Below are 15674 nucleotides of genomic sequence, written 5' to 3'. Positions count from 1 at the left end.
CCTTTACACATCTCAGTGGTTTCAAGTGTGGTATTGGCTCATTTCATAATTGTCGATTTTAGATTCGTTTGTCCTTGGTGTCCTTGTCAAAAGAGATCAGATTGAACATTTGGCGCATACGGCTTCGGACACGTTTGCCGTATCGTTCCTCCAATTCTTCGGCATTCAGGTTTGTGGTGATATGGGTAGGGATCTTTGTCCGTTGGAACAGTTCGTGCCTGGAGACCAGCACTTCGCCCATCACATTGCAATCGTCCCCAAAGTACCTGCCCATGGGTTCTACCCCCAGATCGTCAAAACAGTAAAATCGGCCGTTCCCATAATCCTCGATGATCTTATACCCGATATGGTTGAAGGCAAAGGTGATGTTGCGGGAAGGAATAATTTCGTAGTTCCGTTTATGCGGGACAAGGTGGCGTACCAGCCGCATCATGCTCGTCTTGCCACATCCCACCGGTCCGGTCAACAATATACCTTTGCCCGTATCCATTTCCATTTTCTGGCAACTCTCGATATCCTTGACCATATAACTGCAGAGCTTTAGAAAAGTGCCCTTGTCCCCTTCACGGATCTTAAAGCTTTCCCCGAACAGGGACCTGCCCTTGGCATCCAGATAGGCTAGCACCTTGGAGAAGTCGTATTCGATGCGTTTGCCGTCAAAACTGCCCAGGCAATATTCGGTGCCCCCTACAACAAGGATATGTGGGCGTGGATCGGCCATATCATTACAAAGGCTCCCCATAGTTTTTATTTGTTTGGATATCCAGATAATCTGTACTCAACTTTTTGTTGGACCTACCGCCAAAAGCACCAACCTTATTCAGTTCCTTGGCCCGTAGCATCCAATTTTTGGCCATGGCCATCCAGTCCTCTATCATGGATTTTCCGCCTACCTTCCATCCCACTCCCTGGTAGTGGTTGTAGAATTTGGCACCCTCGGTAAGCGGCCACTTGTTCATTTTAAAAAATTCAATAACATCATGTTCATTTTTTGGGCGGCACTCTCTAGAGTGTTTATTTAATGTTTTATTATGTTTGTTAATGTTTATATATGATACCACCGCTGGTCCACCACTAGTTTCAGGGTGGTCCAGGGGTTGTCCAGCAGTTGTCCCAAAAATGGGCATCATGATTCGGCTTCCTTGGAACCGGCTATGGGAGGGCAGATAGGCGATGTAGTGCCAATCGCTCAAATTGGTCAAGCATCGGTGGTAGGTGGTCCTGGACCCTATTTTGGCAAGGGACATCGTCTCTTCCCTGTCCACTTGAAAACTCTCGGGAAACCTGTTCTGGTTCCAACATTGGAACAGGGCCATATATAGGCTTACATGTGAGGGATTGAGCCTCGAATCTTTTGAAAATTGCTCAAACACCCCATTTAGGTGCTTTATATAGTTCATTATTTGAGTTTTTCGTTATTGACCAGGTTGTCCGATAGCATCTTTTCGATCTGTCCGGCCTCATAAAAAATGAGCCCTCCTATTTTGGTATAGGCCAGGGTGCCGTTGTGCCTGAATTTCTGTAAGGTCCCTGGGCTGATATTGAGCATATCCATGACCTGGGTGCTTTTGAGCCACTCCTTTTTCATGACCATGGCCCGATTTTCGTTGAACATTTCCCGGATCTCTTCGAGAAGTTCCAATTTGAATTTCATTAAATCTTCTGTGGTAATGATTGTTGCTGCCATTGTAGAACGGTTTTTAAGGAAAGGGGCCATCGCATTGCTGTCAACTAATTTGACGGCCCCTGACCGGATTTGATTTTCGTCCTACAAAATTGCAGTGGCATTTTGGTTAAAATTCCATAGCTATGATAGAGGTGGGTGATATTTTTTTGGAACTAATTTATAGGGGCATTTGTAGTGATTTGCCGTATCAATACCTCACCGTCCACCTTAAAAAGCATCCAAATTTTATGTTGAAGGGTAAAAAATGGAAATCCCCCACCTCTATCCCAAGGTGGGGGATTTTGGGTCAGTCGTCCAGACCCTCCATCCTTTGTTGCAGCATCTCGATAAGCCTGTCCAGAAACTTGGTCCTACCGGTCTTCCTGGACCTGATCTCGATAAAGGTATGGTAGTAGTTGCCAAGGTCCACATTGTAGAAATGTTCGAAATGGGCCGCCAGCTCTTTAATGTCCGCGGTCCCACTGTTTATACACTTAATGGAGTGGAGGGCATAGAGGAGTTCGATCAGGTCCGTCTTGCTACCGGTCCAAAATAGTTTTGAAGGTCGTTCCATAGGTTTGTCTTTTAAGTCGTCCATGTTGCTCGTCAAGGTATCGATCTCCCTTTGAAGGTATACGATGAGCATGTCATAGGCCATTATGGTCGCCACCGTACCGTCCTGACACGTGGAGAACCTGTCGTCGATCATAAAATGAAAGGATTCCAAGGGCAGCCGCAGGTCCATATTGCCCCGTACAAAATACTGTTCATCCAAGGAAATGGCCCCACGACGGTAATAGTTATAGAATTCCAGGTTGTCGTTAAAGAAGATCTGCAACTTTTCGATCTGGTTCTTTAAGTATTTCACCTGTGCGGCATTACTCCCCCGAGGCCTTCTGCTCTCGATGTTGAACAACCTGCCATAATAGATAAGTTTACTAAAGAACTGGGGTTTGATATGCTTAAAAAAATTGATTTCCTCCACTTGGGAATCAAAGGACTTCTTATCAATTTGGGCCTGCAGCCGTTTTATGTAGCGTTCTACCATGGTGATGCCCGACTCCGCCCTAAAAAGGATGTCGCCGTTTCCGTTCTCCAGCTTGTCCAGTTGCGTCTTGAATTCCGATACCAGTCTTTGATAATTCATCCCCTTTGGGTTTATCCCTCATCTTACATGGTGCCCAAAAGTTCCAGTACATAGTTGTCGGAAGCCTGTACATAAGCAAACCGTTCGCTGACCTCGGCCCCCAGCTTACGTTTTTCAAAGGAAGCGGTCAGCCCAAAATCTATATGGGTAAAGCCCTGGGCGATGGCCCTTTTGATGGTCTGGTACAATAATTGGCGATAGGTATAATGGCTCGTTACATAGGTATAATCCAGTCCTACGAAGGCCGGAACATAGGTTTTTCCCCGGTTTTTATAGCAGAACATTGCCCCTATGGGTGTTTGTGGGCCGCTCTTTAAAGTAAGTAGGATGAACTCCCAATGAGGATTATCGGACATGGCCTCGAACACCCGCTGCGGAAAGGAAAAGGTATTCAGGCCAAGATTGTTCCGATGTACATTGCTGTACAGCGCTATAAGCTGTTGTAATTGTTCCCTGTGGCAAGATGCCAGGATGGCCACTTGGAATTCCGGCTCAAAAGCCAATATTTCCTTTCGGAAGTGACGACGGTTACGGACGGAAAGCCGGGAGAAATAAGTTTCGACGTCCATACGACCTGAAAGGTCCACGGCACAGGAATTAGGCATTTGGATGCGTACAAATCCCTGATCTTTAAAAAATTCCCCCAATTCTTCATCCGGTCCAAAATCCCGGAGGACGGTCATTTTGGCCCCCATTTTATGTCCCAAGGTTTCCAGGGTCCACATCAGTATGTTCAGGGCCCTATCCTTCAATGGATGCTTCCGGTCCAGGTACAGGTGATTTCCCTCTGTAAAAAGAGAACCTAGGGAGAGTGCCCTGGAAGTCAAATGATAGGGATCGTACTTTCTGGTCTGTTCCAAGGTTTTTGAGATGCTTTCCTTGGCCAACATATCGTCCTTCCACAGTCCTAGTGTCATGAACGTGGCCAATATCGGCTTCCCTTTGCCGTCGCGTATGACCAGATAGCGAAACTCCCAGTTGTGTTCCTTAAGGTCGTTGCCTTGAAAACAATTCTCCAAAAACAAGAGTCCGTCCCAGTCCATGACCCCATGTGCCCCCATTAAATTGTTCCACATCTCCTTCCCCACCTTGGTTATGGAATTTTCCAATCGGATATCGAGATCACCAGGTACAACTTTTGCCCCTGTTTTAGGGACGGCCATGGCAAAGGCATGGCGTACCCTGCCCGGGTCGGTCCCGGTCTCCTCGAGGGCTTTTGGATAATGATGGGCCATGGCCTCCACCAAGGCAGCTATCTCCTCCCTTTGGTTATGTCTGGATATAGTGATGCGTACGCCAGTGTTCTTTACAGGCACGGCCGGGAACAATCCTAGATTGACATAGAATCCCTCCTCCATCAATCGGTTTACAAAATTGTAACCTGTTTTGGGCATCCCGGTACCAATATAGAACACAGGGGAAATGTTCTTATCCACCAAGGGCAGATCCGTTTTGGACAGCAGGCCGTTGAAATATTGGATACGTTCCTTGAGTTCGTTCTGGAGGCTGTAGATCTCTGGGGAAAGATGGATGTCCGCCGAAGCCGAGGCCGCTGCGACGGATGCCGGCTCCAGTTGGGCCGAAAAGGTCAGGGGCCCTCCAAAGGTCCTTATCCTATGGTGCATTTTTTTATCCGGACATACCAGTACCGCCCCGCTTGCTCCAAAAGTCTTGCTCAAGGTCCCAAAAAGGAGTATGTTGTCCGGAAGCTCCTTTAGCTGGTCCACGACAAAACCGGTACCGTGTCTCCCCGCCCAGCTCATGCCGTGCACGTCATCGATATAGAAGTGCAATTGGGAATACTTTTCAGACAGGGCCATCAGTTGGTGCAACGGTGCACTGTCCCCGTACATGGAGTATATCCCGTCCGCCATGTACCAGATACGGTTCCGCTTTCGGGAATGGTATTTTATTTTGTCCTCCAGCATGTCCAAATGGTTGTGGCGGACCATGTCCACTGGGATACTTCGGTTCTTTAGCAGCTTGCAGGCATTCTGAACGCTCCAGTGCACTTGATGGTCCAGTATAACGGCATCCCTATCGTCCACGGCACTGGGTATGGCCCCCAGATGGCCCAGGGTACTGTTCTTGGTGATAATGATGGGCTGCCCGTACATTTGCCCAATTTTTTCTTCCAGAGCGCTGTACAACGGATGGGAAATATAGGATTTGGACAGGGGAAACTGGGTACCGTACTTTTGGATGGCACCGATTGAGGCCGCCTTTAATCTGGGATCCTGTTCCAGTCCCAAATATCCCGTGGTCCCAAAATGGTAGAGCGTATTTCCCCCGACCCCAATGGTCCTTCCTGTAAGGTCCTCCCCTTCCGCATATAGGTGTAGAACACCTTGTTTGGCGGCATCGGTGATCACCTCGTTGACGGTGTCCAAAAAATTATTGTGCTTGATCTTTGCCATGGTCATTTGTGTTTGGTCCCTAAAATGTAGTGGCATTTGTAGGATTTTGTACTACCCAATACAAAATTTATCCCTCTCAGATAAGTTTTAATCCCTCTGGGATAAGAAAACCCCCCTCTATAAAGGACCTAAAGCGGATTATAAAATTCACAATTATTATATTTATGTAAATTTAGTGTCATCTACCAGTTTTTATTAATAGACCATGCAAAGTTATTTTGAAAACGATTTCACGCAGTACATGCTTGTGGACAATATTGTACATATCATTTACAAAAAGGGGGTAATTATCGATCTCCAAGCGTCTAAACGGATTGTCAGGGACCGGTTGATGTTCCAGGAGGAACGGGCCTATCCCGTCCTCTGCGACATCCGACAGCTCCGCAGGGTGGACAAGGCTGCCAGGGACTATCTGGCGCTGGAGGGTTCCCTGCTGATAAAGGCCCTGGCCTTTATCATTGAGCCTCCCGTGACGGATGTCATGACAAGGTTCTATCTTATGACGAACCATCCGGCCATCCCTACGGCCTCTTTTCGGGAAATTTCCAAGGCCTTGGCCTTTTTAAGCAGGTTCCTGAGCCTAGGCTTAGGGACGATCCTATTTTAAACATTTTTAACATGCAACATAATATCCTTTTTACTCCTCTATAAACACGTGTACATGTCCCCTTTAAAAACAAAAGATAGAATGCAGGAAATCCAGCACATGCTCCTGGAAATGGCAGGTGGTAATTTCTTTTACCGTTTGGAGACTTCTGACAGGAACGACAATGTGGAGGCCCTGGCCATAGTGCTGAATATGCTGGCCGAAGAGATCCAGGAATCTTTCTACCATCAGGGATATGTGAGTTCCAAGGGTACTACCGAGCATTTGGTACAGATGTGTTTTCTACTGGATGGGAACGGAATGGTCCAAATGGCCAACCAAAAGGCCTGTACCATCCTTTCCAAATTGCACGGCAATATTGTCCAAAAACCATTTTCGGACCTGTTGACGGAAGCCTCCCAAATGGATTGGGACCAGAAATGGAAGACCCTCGGAAAAAAGAGCTTCTATGATATGGCAATCCCCCTCAGTTTTTTGACCAATGAAAATCTGGTCGTTCCCAACCGCTGCCATATCACGTCCATCAAATCAGAAGAGGACCGTTCCCACAACGTTTTGATCACCGTGGTCCATACCGTTATGGGCAGGACCTATGCCAAGGAAAGGAACCAAACTGCCATTAATAACGACCCTAATAGCACCATTCCCAAAAAGCAAGTAACAAGACCGAAGGTCAAGCTGAGTTATGAGGACATCCGCAAGATCCGGGAGGGACGGGATATGATCCTCAACAACCTGCAGATGGACCTGCCCAACCTTAAGGACCTGGCCCACCAATTGGGCACGAATGAATTCAAATTGAAATATGGTTTTAAGGAACTTTATGGCACCACGGTATTCAAATTTCTGGTACAGGAAAGGTTGCGAAAGGCCAAGACCTTGGTCCAATATACCGAACTGAACTTCAAGTCCATTGCCAAGATGGTCGGTTTCAAGAGTGTTCCCCATTTCAGCAGGACGTTCAGCGAGCAGTACGGATATTCCCCTAAAATTTTCAGGAAAAAGGCCGATTTGGGAGAGATATAATACATAAATCCCTCTGGGATAAGTATTTATCCCTTACAAGCAATTTTAACTTCCGAACTTTGCCATATCAATACAAATGATATGAAACGGCACCAAATATTTAGGGAGACAATTGTACAAACGGCCTGTTTGCTGTTCATTGTCCTATTCACCTATGCCGGACTCACCAAACTCCTGGAAGGGCATCTTTTCTATGACAATATCAGAAACTCGCCCATACTTGGGGGAAAGGCCATGGCATCCTTGGCCTCTTGGGCCGTACCATTGTCGGAACTGGCCGTTGCCCTGTTATTGATTTGGAAAAAAACCAGATTGATAGGTCTTTACGGGGCAGCAGTCCTGATGCTCCTATTTACCGGCTACACCATGGCCATTGTATTTTTTGCCCCGTATAGACCCTGTTCCTGTGGAGGCATAATATCTCTGTTGACCTGGGAACAGCATTTGGTGCTCAACGCGGCATTGCTCCTATTGGCCCTACTGGCCATATGGGCCTCCCGCAAACATAAGGGGATACGCTGGAAGAAGACCCGTCAAGGCCCATAAATGGTCATGGGACCACAAAAAAACATAAAATGATGAAGATATTTTGTTGCGCAACAAAAGCAGGGGGAAGACCGAAAACCTGTAGAAGAGAGTAGGCACTTATTATTAATTAAAATTATTTAATCATGAAAAAGTTGAAATTGATATTACCGATGTTGGCATTTGTTTTTGCCATTGCACTGTCGTTTGCGTTTGTAAGCACAACGGCCGATGATTATTACGCTACCGGATTTATTAAGATAGGCACTACTTGGTATGAGGTGGATGTAGACTGTACTTCTGGAGAAGAGCTCTGTAAAGTGACCCTTGAAGGGGACGAAACTGAAACCAAATATCAGGTTTACGACGATGAGAACGGAGCTCCTTTAGAAAGTACTTCGCCCATACCAGAGGAAATTCCAGATCCAAGACTAAATCCATAAGGTCGGTCCAATAAAATAGGTACCGGAGCATAATTTCCGGTACCTATTGTTTTCACTTTATAGAATGGCTATAAATGCCATTCGTTTTTTTTTGATTATTGATAAGTGAATTCAAAAAGATGCTCCTCCATTAAATATTTCCTGGCCACTTCCTGAATATCCCCTTTGCTCAAGGACTTTATATATTGTTCTACTTCAAATGGGCTTACCCAGGGCTCATTATATCTAAAATAATGATAATCGGTAGATCTTGGTATGTTCAAAAGACTTGGCCTGTCCAATACCTTGTCCAAAATTTCTTGGGCAAATTGCCCCTTCTTAACTTCATCCACCATGTCCCTGCACATCTTCCGCAACATTTCCAATTCATCCGGAATACAGTCCAAAGACATCCTGAATTCGTACTGCATTAATTCCCTATTGAAAGTGGCCCCCGCATTCATTACATACAAGGACGCATTTTTGAAAAAGCGCAGTTCCTTGATCCTGTAGTTCATCAAACGGCCCAAGACCTCCATTTTCAATTGTTCCTTCCAATCCATAGGATCATTTAGCTTGGCCATGTACCTCAAGGAATATTTTACGCTTTTCATCTTATAGGTGGCCGACGTTTCCGATACATAAAACTTCTTTTTTACCGGTTCCTTGGGCAGGACATGAGCTGGTGGGTGCCTGGAAATACAAGTATCCCTACTGGTTGAGTTGGGCAGGTTCCCGAGGTATTTTTGAAGCAATGGCAGAACCTGCTTCACTGGGAAGTCCCCGCCCACAATAAAGGTGTAATCCCTTGCATTGCCATATAACTGTTTATAAATATGGTATGCTTTATCCATATCCGTTCTGGAAATTCCCTGAAATCTTCTTGTTCCCTGGGGGATGATGGAAGGGTCGTCCATGTACTCCATTATGGATTCATAAAAATCAGGGTATATAGGGCTAAATGAAGGATCCTGAAACCGTTTTTTCTCTTGGGTGCGCCAATCCTCAAAAGCTTCCCTGTCTTTTCTTGGATCCGTAAAATAAAGGTATACCAATTGCAACATGTTTTCAAGGTCTTCCAGATCCGCGTCCGCCCTAATGCCCGTTTCCCTATAATCGATATAGGGATGGGCCCCTTGCCAAAAACTTGTCCCTGAAAGAAATCGTTCCAGGGCAAACTTGTCATAATCCCCCACCCCTGCATTTTTAACAATATTGGCAGCATTGATTGCGGAGAACTTATCGGTTTTGGGAAAGCATGCCGCACCCTTTGAGCTAAAACCATGGAGCTGGATCCTACGCCCATTTGATGGGGATGCATCCAAAACGACCCTTGTGCCATTGGCCAGCTTAAATTCCCTGGCTCCCGAGGCCGTTGTCCCGTGATCGGTATATCCTACTTTTTCCAAAGCGGAAACCTCCTTTTTGGCCATTAACCGGGCGGGCGTTTTTGGCGGTGCTATCGGTTCCATATCCTCCCCGATCGTCCGCATTATCCAATTTCGAACCTCCGTTTCCGTATAATTCACAGGCACATCACCGCTCTGTTGTAATACCGTTACCGCTATATCATTGGGCATATCGGGTATGTACGCTCCCAACAGCGCATTGAACTCTTTCTTGGACAAATTGGAGAACCATTGCTGCAGGCCCTTTGCCTTATTTTTGGGCAAGGCCACACCGTGATTAAAATAATCTTCGATCTGTTGCACCCAATAATTGGAATCCATGGTATCCATTTGCTCCTGGATCTTCCTGTATTCCTTTTGGGCCAAATTCCATTCCTCTTCGCCAAGACCGAACCGTTTTATGGACTGCAATATCCTTATGACCTGTCGGGTGGTTTTTTCGGCCTGGTCCACCCCGGTCCTTATCACCACTTTATATGCAGGCATAATCGGGTCAGGAGAGGACCCCAAGGCGTAGAAAGTAGTATTGTATCCCCTGCCCGCCTCTGTATACCTGATATTGATCATTTTGTTCAATACGTCCCAGATCAGTCGGCGTCTTAAACCATCCCAATTATTCCGTTCCTTGATAATTTTGGGATCACGGAAATACAACTGTAGTTCCACTTCCTCCAATTTTCTATTTTCATCGGGCTCGGGGTTCAAGGCTATAAAACCGTTGCTACCTTCCAAATACCTTAAACGGCAGTCCTCCCATTGCAGTGGGTACGGATCTCCCTTTATTCTGGAAAATCGGGTTTTAATCAGTTGTTCCAGGGCGTGGACATCGGGAATATCGCCTACGACGACCAATCCCATACGGTCCGGCCGGTACCACTTTTTATAAAATTGTATAAGCGAATCGGCAGAAAAATTTTGGTTATGTTCAAAAAAATCAGAATAATCGGATTGGCACGGGAACAATTCGGCCCTAATCTGTTTTCGCCTAAAGTGCCCTTTTAGATCGGTTCCTGCCCTAAATACGGTTTCTTGACGTAATGGACCGCGTTCCTGATCGATTTTTTCCTTGGTCAACTGTAGATCGGAAATATTCTCGAACCAAAGCAGGCCGGTATCCATGGCGTCCGGATTGGCAATGGGCACGTTAAACCTGTACCAAGTGGAAAAATATTGTGTTAGTCCAAAAACATCCTTTTGGGCAAGGCCCAAACGTGCAAGAAGCAGCGGATCGTTCAATAGATTATCCGGAAAGTCCTTGGCACATTTAAAGGCCAAATGCTCCAGGGCATGGGGAAAGTTCAACTCTTCGTTGTTTTGATGGGAGGAACCTACTTTTACGTACAGCCGCATGTTGATCCTATTTCCTCCGTCCTTTACGGATTTTATATAGTAAGTAAAGCCATTGGGCAAGCGGCCGAATCTTATGCTAGGGTCCAGTGCAAGGGAATCTACCGGCCCCGGTAGAGGGCTTGCCCCTATTAGGTTATTGGATGTTATCTGCAATAGGACGAACAGGACAAGTTTTGTGATCTGTTTCATAATTAAAATTTAAGATTTGTTAGTAACCATTGTTTTGGGAGAGGTTCGGATTTTTCTCCCGCTCCTCCCCCGGTATGGGAAACAGGACATCGGTATCCTGCCATTGCGGTTTTATCGGCCCCAATACTTCGGTTGCCCGACCGGTGCGTTTAAGATCCAACCAACGGTGTCCCCATTCGGCAAAAAGTTCCTTTTTCCTCTGATCCATAATTTCTTCCAACAGTTCCGCTCCATCCACATCTGGATCCATATCGGCCAAAAGACCAAGACCGGCCCTGCTCCGGACCACATCTATATCTTTTATAGCCTCCGACAATCTTCCCTGCATTGCCCTGGCCTCGGCACGGATCAGGTACTGTTCGGGAAGCCGCAGAACGGTGGAATATTCCACAACGGCGTTCCTGCTATTGGCATCCTTATATTTTTGTGGAAAATAGAACTCCCTGCCCGTATTAAAAGCCATCCAGTGGAGCAGGCGTTTATCATTGGGCGACATGGAGGCCACAAAATCCCCTGACAATTTTATCTGTGACGAATTTTGGCCCCGGTATAGATACCCTTCCCCAGTATAGGTAGCGGTGAGGCCCCTTCCCACTGGCGATATCTGCCAAATGGCTTCACGACTGTTCTTTAGGAAGACCTGGTCCAAATCGTCCAATATCCCGTACAGGGAAGTTTGGGCAATGACCTCGCCGGCCAGCTCTTCGGCCTTTTCCCAATCCTGTCGGTACAGGTAGACCCTGGCACGCAGCGCCATGGCCGCAAACCGGTTTACATTCGTGCGTTCGGAGTCCCGGTATTCCTCCTCCCCTTCCAAAAGTACTATGGCGCTGTCCAGATCTTCGGCTATCCGATCATAGACCGTATCCACATCCTCCCGTTCGGCAATGGCATTCTTTCGATAATCTGTTGACAGGAGCAAGGGTAGTTCCCCATATAGGTTTACCAGGTAGAAATAGGTAAATGCCCGTATAAATAGGGCCTGTCCGCCTACCCGATCCCTGGTCTCCTTGGAAATGGTCTTGGAGCTGTTGGTCCCTTCCAAAACACTATTGGCCATGTAGATGATATTATAGGCACTGGACCATAGGTTGTAATTGGCGGTAGCATCGTCCGAACCTATTGGCGATATCTCATTCTGTTGAAATGGCCCATAACGGGTATCCGTTGCGCTGGTCGTCTCAAAAATATCGGGGGACATACCGGCAAGTGCGGTTACGGAATAAAGATATCCACGGGAAAAATCCGCCGTGGCCATTTCATTGTATATCCCTTGAACGGCCGCCGATGCCGTTTCCCCATCTGCAAATACGGTCTCGGTGACCATTTTATGATCGGGTGCCCCTATATCCACATAGTCCTCACAGGCCGTGTTAAAAAAACTACTGATGAGTATGAACAATAATACCAGTTTATATCCTTTTTTGAACATGATCTTATTTTTTAAAGTTGAAGTTGAATCCCTAGGGTTATGGTACGCAGTGCCGGTAAGGAAGAATCGCCGGGATTTTCCACGTTCAATCCTTTGTAACTGGTAAGGGTAAAAAGATTCTGCCCCTGTAGGAAAAGGGTGCAACCCCTTAAATTTGCCTTCTTAAGGAAGGAGCCCGGAAGTCCATAGCTTAGCCCCAACGTCTTGAGCCTTAAAAAGGAAGCATCGGAAATATAACGTTCGCTAAGCAGGTAGTTCCGATAAGCGGCCGAAGCGCTGTTGGAGAGCGATATTCTTTGGATATCGTTATTTTCCGGATCTTGCCAGGCCCCATAAAAATCCGCGGTCTGTTGGCTAATGGTCCCAGGGGTGGCTATATGGTATCCGGGGCTGTCCCTGGCTACAAAGTCCATCGAAAACCGAAGGCCCAGGCCCTTATAGGAGATATTATTGGTAACGCCCCCAAAATACCTACTGCCCAGATTTTTGAGAACGGTACGGTCCGTATAATCGTACCTCCCATCATCGTTTATATCGACCGTCCTATGCAGGCCTGTCTCCGGGTCTATACCATCATATTGGTACAGCAGCCCAATGCTCAACGGGTGCCCTACCCTATATCTATTGGCATAGGCCGTTTGGTCCATACCGGGAAAACGTACCAGTTTGTTATTGGGAACGGTAAAGTTGATAAAGGTCTGCCAATTGAAGTTCTTGGAACTGATGTTCCGGGTGGATATCTCAAATTCCCAACCGGTATTCTGTACGGTAGCAGGCAGGTTGGCCTGGACCGAACCAAAACCGGTCAAGGAAGGCAGGGGAAAGCCCACCAATTGGTTGGAGGAACGGTTGCGGTACCAGCTTGCGCCTATATGTATCCTATCCCCAATAAAGCCAAGCTCCAGGGCCACTTCCAATTTTTTGTTCACCTCCCAGGAATAATCAGGATTGAAAAGCTGTGTAGGGTACAAACCGCCGGGACCCCTGGTAGCCTCATAGGCATCCAAATACCCATAATCCCCTATTTGGTCACTGCCCGTGGTACCAAAACTGCCCCTTAGTTTCCCAAAGCTCAATAAAGAAAGATGGTTCTTTATAAAAGTCTCCTCACTAAAGATCCAGGCGGCCCCTACGGCACCAAAATTGGCAAACCGCTTGTTGGGACCAAAACGTGAGGATCCGTCCCTACGCCCGGTAATATTGATAAAGTATTTTTCTTTCCAATTATAGCCAAGGCGGGCAAAGATGGCATTGTACCTGTACATTATGTTCCTGTTGTCCGAAACACTGATTACTTCGGCCGCGGACAGGTCCTTTATCAAGGCTCCGGAAGCAAACCCCTCCCCACTTACCCTTAAACTCTTGGATCTATTTTGCTGATAGGTCAGCCCCAACAGGCCATCCAAATTCCCGTTCCCTAGTTTGCCCCTATATATCAATTGGGGCTCAATAATGGTGGAAATTCTCTTTCTAAGGCTTTGGATGGACCTATGGTTCTGGGCATCCCTGCTGTCCGGCCTATATTCGTCTTTGGAAAACAGGCCCTTGTATTCCCTAAACAGGTCGGTATGGCCCGCATTGACCTTTAATGACATTCCCTGAAGCAGTTGATAGGACAGGGATAGATTGGCTACGATATTATTGCCCAGGTCCGTGGAGGTCCTGTTCAAAATAGCGGCCAGGGGATTGGTCAGGTTTGGGGAATACTCCCACTCCTCCCAGTGCAGGCTGCCATCTTCGTTATAGATTTCCGGCGCATTCGGGGCCAGCGAAAGTGCCCTGCTAACAAAACTGCTATCATAGGCAGGGGTATCGTTCTTATCGAACCCATAACTTGCGGAAACGTTTATGGCCAATTTCTTGTTCTCCGAAATATGGTTCAGGTTCAGGTTGGTAGTGACCTTTTGGTAATGGTTATCTCCCGGGAATACCATCCCCTCTCTATGGAAGGTAGAGCCCAACCTGAACGAGGTGGTGGCATTGCCCCCTGAAGCGGAAATGTGGACATCGGTAATGGTGGACGTACGGCCGAACAGTTCTTCCTGCCAATCCGTATAACGATCCTGGTCCCACAAAAGCAGATCGTAATCCGTGGAAATGTCCGGTTCCCTACCGTCGTTTTCCAAGGCCGCTTTCCTTAGTTCAAGATACTGTTGGGTGTCCAAAAGCTCCATTTTACGGGAAACGCTTCCAAGACCTGAATACCAACGGGCCTCGACTTCTGTTTTTCTATTATAACCATATCCTTTCTTGGTAGTGATCAAGACCACCCCATTGGCCCCGCGCGAACCGTAGATGGAAGTGGCATCGGCATCCTTCAATACCTCTATGCTCTCAATACTGGACAGGTCAAGGGTACTTAAGGGGTCCATTCCCCCAAAGTACATATCGCTCCCACCAGAAATGGGTGCGGAATTTATGGGCACACCGTCTATGATATACAGCGGTAGGTTGCCATTGTCCTCACGACTGTTCCTTAAACTGTTCTGCCCCCGTATCCGTATGGTAGGTGCGCTTCCGGGTATACCATTCTGCTGCACCACCTCCACCCCCGCCATGCGGCCCTGTAGGGCCTCCAACGGGCTCACTATAGGCTGCAGCGCTATCTCCTCCGCAGTCACCCTGCTAATACTCCCCGTCCGCTCCCTTTCCTTCACCGTATAATACCCGGCATTGACCTCCACTTCCTGCAGTTCGGTGACCTCGGACTGCATCTCTATGTCCATAGTGGTCCTGCCAAGTACGGGCAGTTCCCGGCTGTGGTAGCCCAGATAGGAATAGACCAGGATATCGGTATTGTTTACCAAAAGGGAGTATTCCCCATTGGCGTCGGTAAAGGTACCGGTATTGGTACCCTTAATAAGTACATGCACCCCGGGCATAGGGCCGTAACTATCCGTAACGGTACCGGATATCTGGTACTGTTGTTGGGTATCAAGCTTGGAAAAAGAATTAAAACAATGCCCATGGGGGAAATGGGCAAAGTAAGGTGGGGGAACAAGAAAGCAGATATATAGTAAACATAGGCGCATAAAGCCCCTGTACCCAAGATTATTTTTCATAATTTTGAAGATTAGATGAAACTTAGTTTTATTTAGTCAAGGCCTTCCAAACCGTGGGGTCAACAGTGTTTGGGAGGCTATTTTTGTAAGTGGTCTATGTCATAGGCAATAAGGATCTATTGGTTGGTATTGCTGCTTTGTGGGCAGGATTATGGTTGCCGTATGGGCATACCTCAGCTAGCTCACTGTTATGGCTTCCCTCCTCGCCTGTCAACAATGCTAAATTATAGCACAGCTGATGCAGCAAAGGGAAGGCCTTAAATGATTGTTAGGCTGCTTTGTCGTTATTTGGCCGGATGCCAAAAATGTGTGGATCGTGGATTATGGGATAAAAAGATTTTCGAGTTCCGGAATAATTGGTACAACACAAATCCCATAATAATGCAAAACCTATATTGGGTTCTTGGGCTTTTTGGTAAAGA

Annotated in this window: 12 protein-coding genes; 4 read left to right on the top strand and 8 right to left on the bottom strand. The window is 47.0% G+C overall.

Features of this window, described 5'->3' with window-relative positions; genetic code table 11:
- Positions 1–58: 58 nt before the first annotated feature.
- The 5 genes from U735_RS0103555 to U735_RS0103535 all read right to left on the bottom strand — a co-directional run bounded on the left by U735_RS0103555 (position 59) and on the right by U735_RS0103535 (position 5266).
- Positions 59–742, bottom strand: a complete 684-nt coding sequence (locus U735_RS0103555) for a P-loop NTPase family protein (protein ID WP_232233164.1) — start codon at positions 740–742, stop codon at positions 59–61.
- On the bottom strand, positions 726–1400 hold the full coding sequence (locus U735_RS0103550; RefSeq protein ID WP_198036613.1) for a hypothetical protein: 675 nt from the start codon (positions 1398–1400) through the stop codon (positions 726–728). Before U735_RS0103550 ends, U735_RS0103555 begins: the two co-directional genes overlap by 17 nt.
- Positions 1400–1687, bottom strand: coding sequence for a helix-turn-helix domain-containing protein (locus tag U735_RS0103545; protein WP_031442508.1), 288 nt, complete (start codon positions 1685–1687; stop codon positions 1400–1402). Before U735_RS0103545 ends, U735_RS0103550 begins: the two co-directional genes overlap by 1 nt.
- 286 nt (positions 1688–1973) lie before the next feature.
- Positions 1974–2813 (bottom strand): RteC domain-containing protein, encoded by an 840-nt coding sequence (locus tag U735_RS0103540; RefSeq protein WP_031442507.1) that lies wholly within the window; start codon positions 2811–2813, stop codon positions 1974–1976.
- A 23-nt stretch (positions 2814–2836) separates the two neighbouring features.
- Positions 2837–5266, bottom strand: a complete 2430-nt coding sequence (locus U735_RS0103535) for a bifunctional aminotransferase class I/II-fold pyridoxal phosphate-dependent enzyme/GNAT family N-acetyltransferase (protein WP_232233163.1) — start codon at positions 5264–5266, stop codon at positions 2837–2839.
- Positions 5267–5435: 169 nt separating this feature from the next.
- On the opposite strand from U735_RS0103535, the gene U735_RS0103530 reads away from it, so the two are divergent.
- The 4 genes from U735_RS0103530 to U735_RS24400 all read left to right on the top strand — a co-directional run bounded on the left by U735_RS0103530 (position 5436) and on the right by U735_RS24400 (position 7831).
- On the top strand, positions 5436–5837 hold the full coding sequence (locus tag U735_RS0103530) for a DUF7793 family protein (RefSeq protein WP_031442505.1): 402 nt from the start codon (positions 5436–5438) through the stop codon (positions 5835–5837).
- A gap of 54 nt (positions 5838–5891) precedes the next feature.
- Entirely contained in the window at positions 5892–6863 is a 972-nt protein-coding gene (locus U735_RS24880; protein WP_031442504.1) for a helix-turn-helix domain-containing protein, read from the top strand.
- An 81-nt stretch (positions 6864–6944) separates the two neighbouring features.
- Complete coding sequence (locus tag U735_RS0103520; RefSeq protein WP_031442503.1) at positions 6945–7409, top strand: MauE/DoxX family redox-associated membrane protein; 465 nt, start codon at positions 6945–6947, stop codon at positions 7407–7409.
- Positions 7410–7534: 125 nt separating this feature from the next.
- Positions 7535–7831 (top strand): DUF6520 family protein, encoded by a 297-nt coding sequence (locus U735_RS24400; protein WP_034247993.1) that lies wholly within the window; start codon positions 7535–7537, stop codon positions 7829–7831.
- A gap of 95 nt (positions 7832–7926) precedes the next feature.
- On the opposite strand, the gene U735_RS0103510 is transcribed toward U735_RS24400, so the two are convergent.
- From U735_RS0103510 to U735_RS0103500, 3 genes are read right to left on the bottom strand one after another with little or no spacing between them, the layout of a single operon-like run.
- A complete protein-coding gene (locus tag U735_RS0103510) occupies positions 7927–10758 on the bottom strand; it encodes a M16 family metallopeptidase (protein WP_031442501.1) in 2832 nt (943 codons plus the stop codon).
- Between the two features lie 19 nt (positions 10759–10777).
- A complete protein-coding gene (locus U735_RS0103505) occupies positions 10778–12190 on the bottom strand; it encodes a RagB/SusD family nutrient uptake outer membrane protein (RefSeq protein ID WP_031442500.1) in 1413 nt (470 codons plus the stop codon).
- Positions 12191–12201: 11 nt separating this feature from the next.
- Complete coding sequence (locus U735_RS0103500) at positions 12202–15252, bottom strand: SusC/RagA family TonB-linked outer membrane protein (RefSeq protein ID WP_031442499.1); 3051 nt, start codon at positions 15250–15252, stop codon at positions 12202–12204.
- Positions 15253–15674: the final 422 nt, after the last annotated feature.

This window comes from Arenibacter algicola (assembly GCF_000733925.1).
GTDB classification, from domain to species: domain Bacteria; phylum Bacteroidota; class Bacteroidia; order Flavobacteriales; family Flavobacteriaceae; genus Arenibacter; species Arenibacter algicola.
This window is presented reverse-complemented; position numbering and strand designations above follow the sequence as displayed.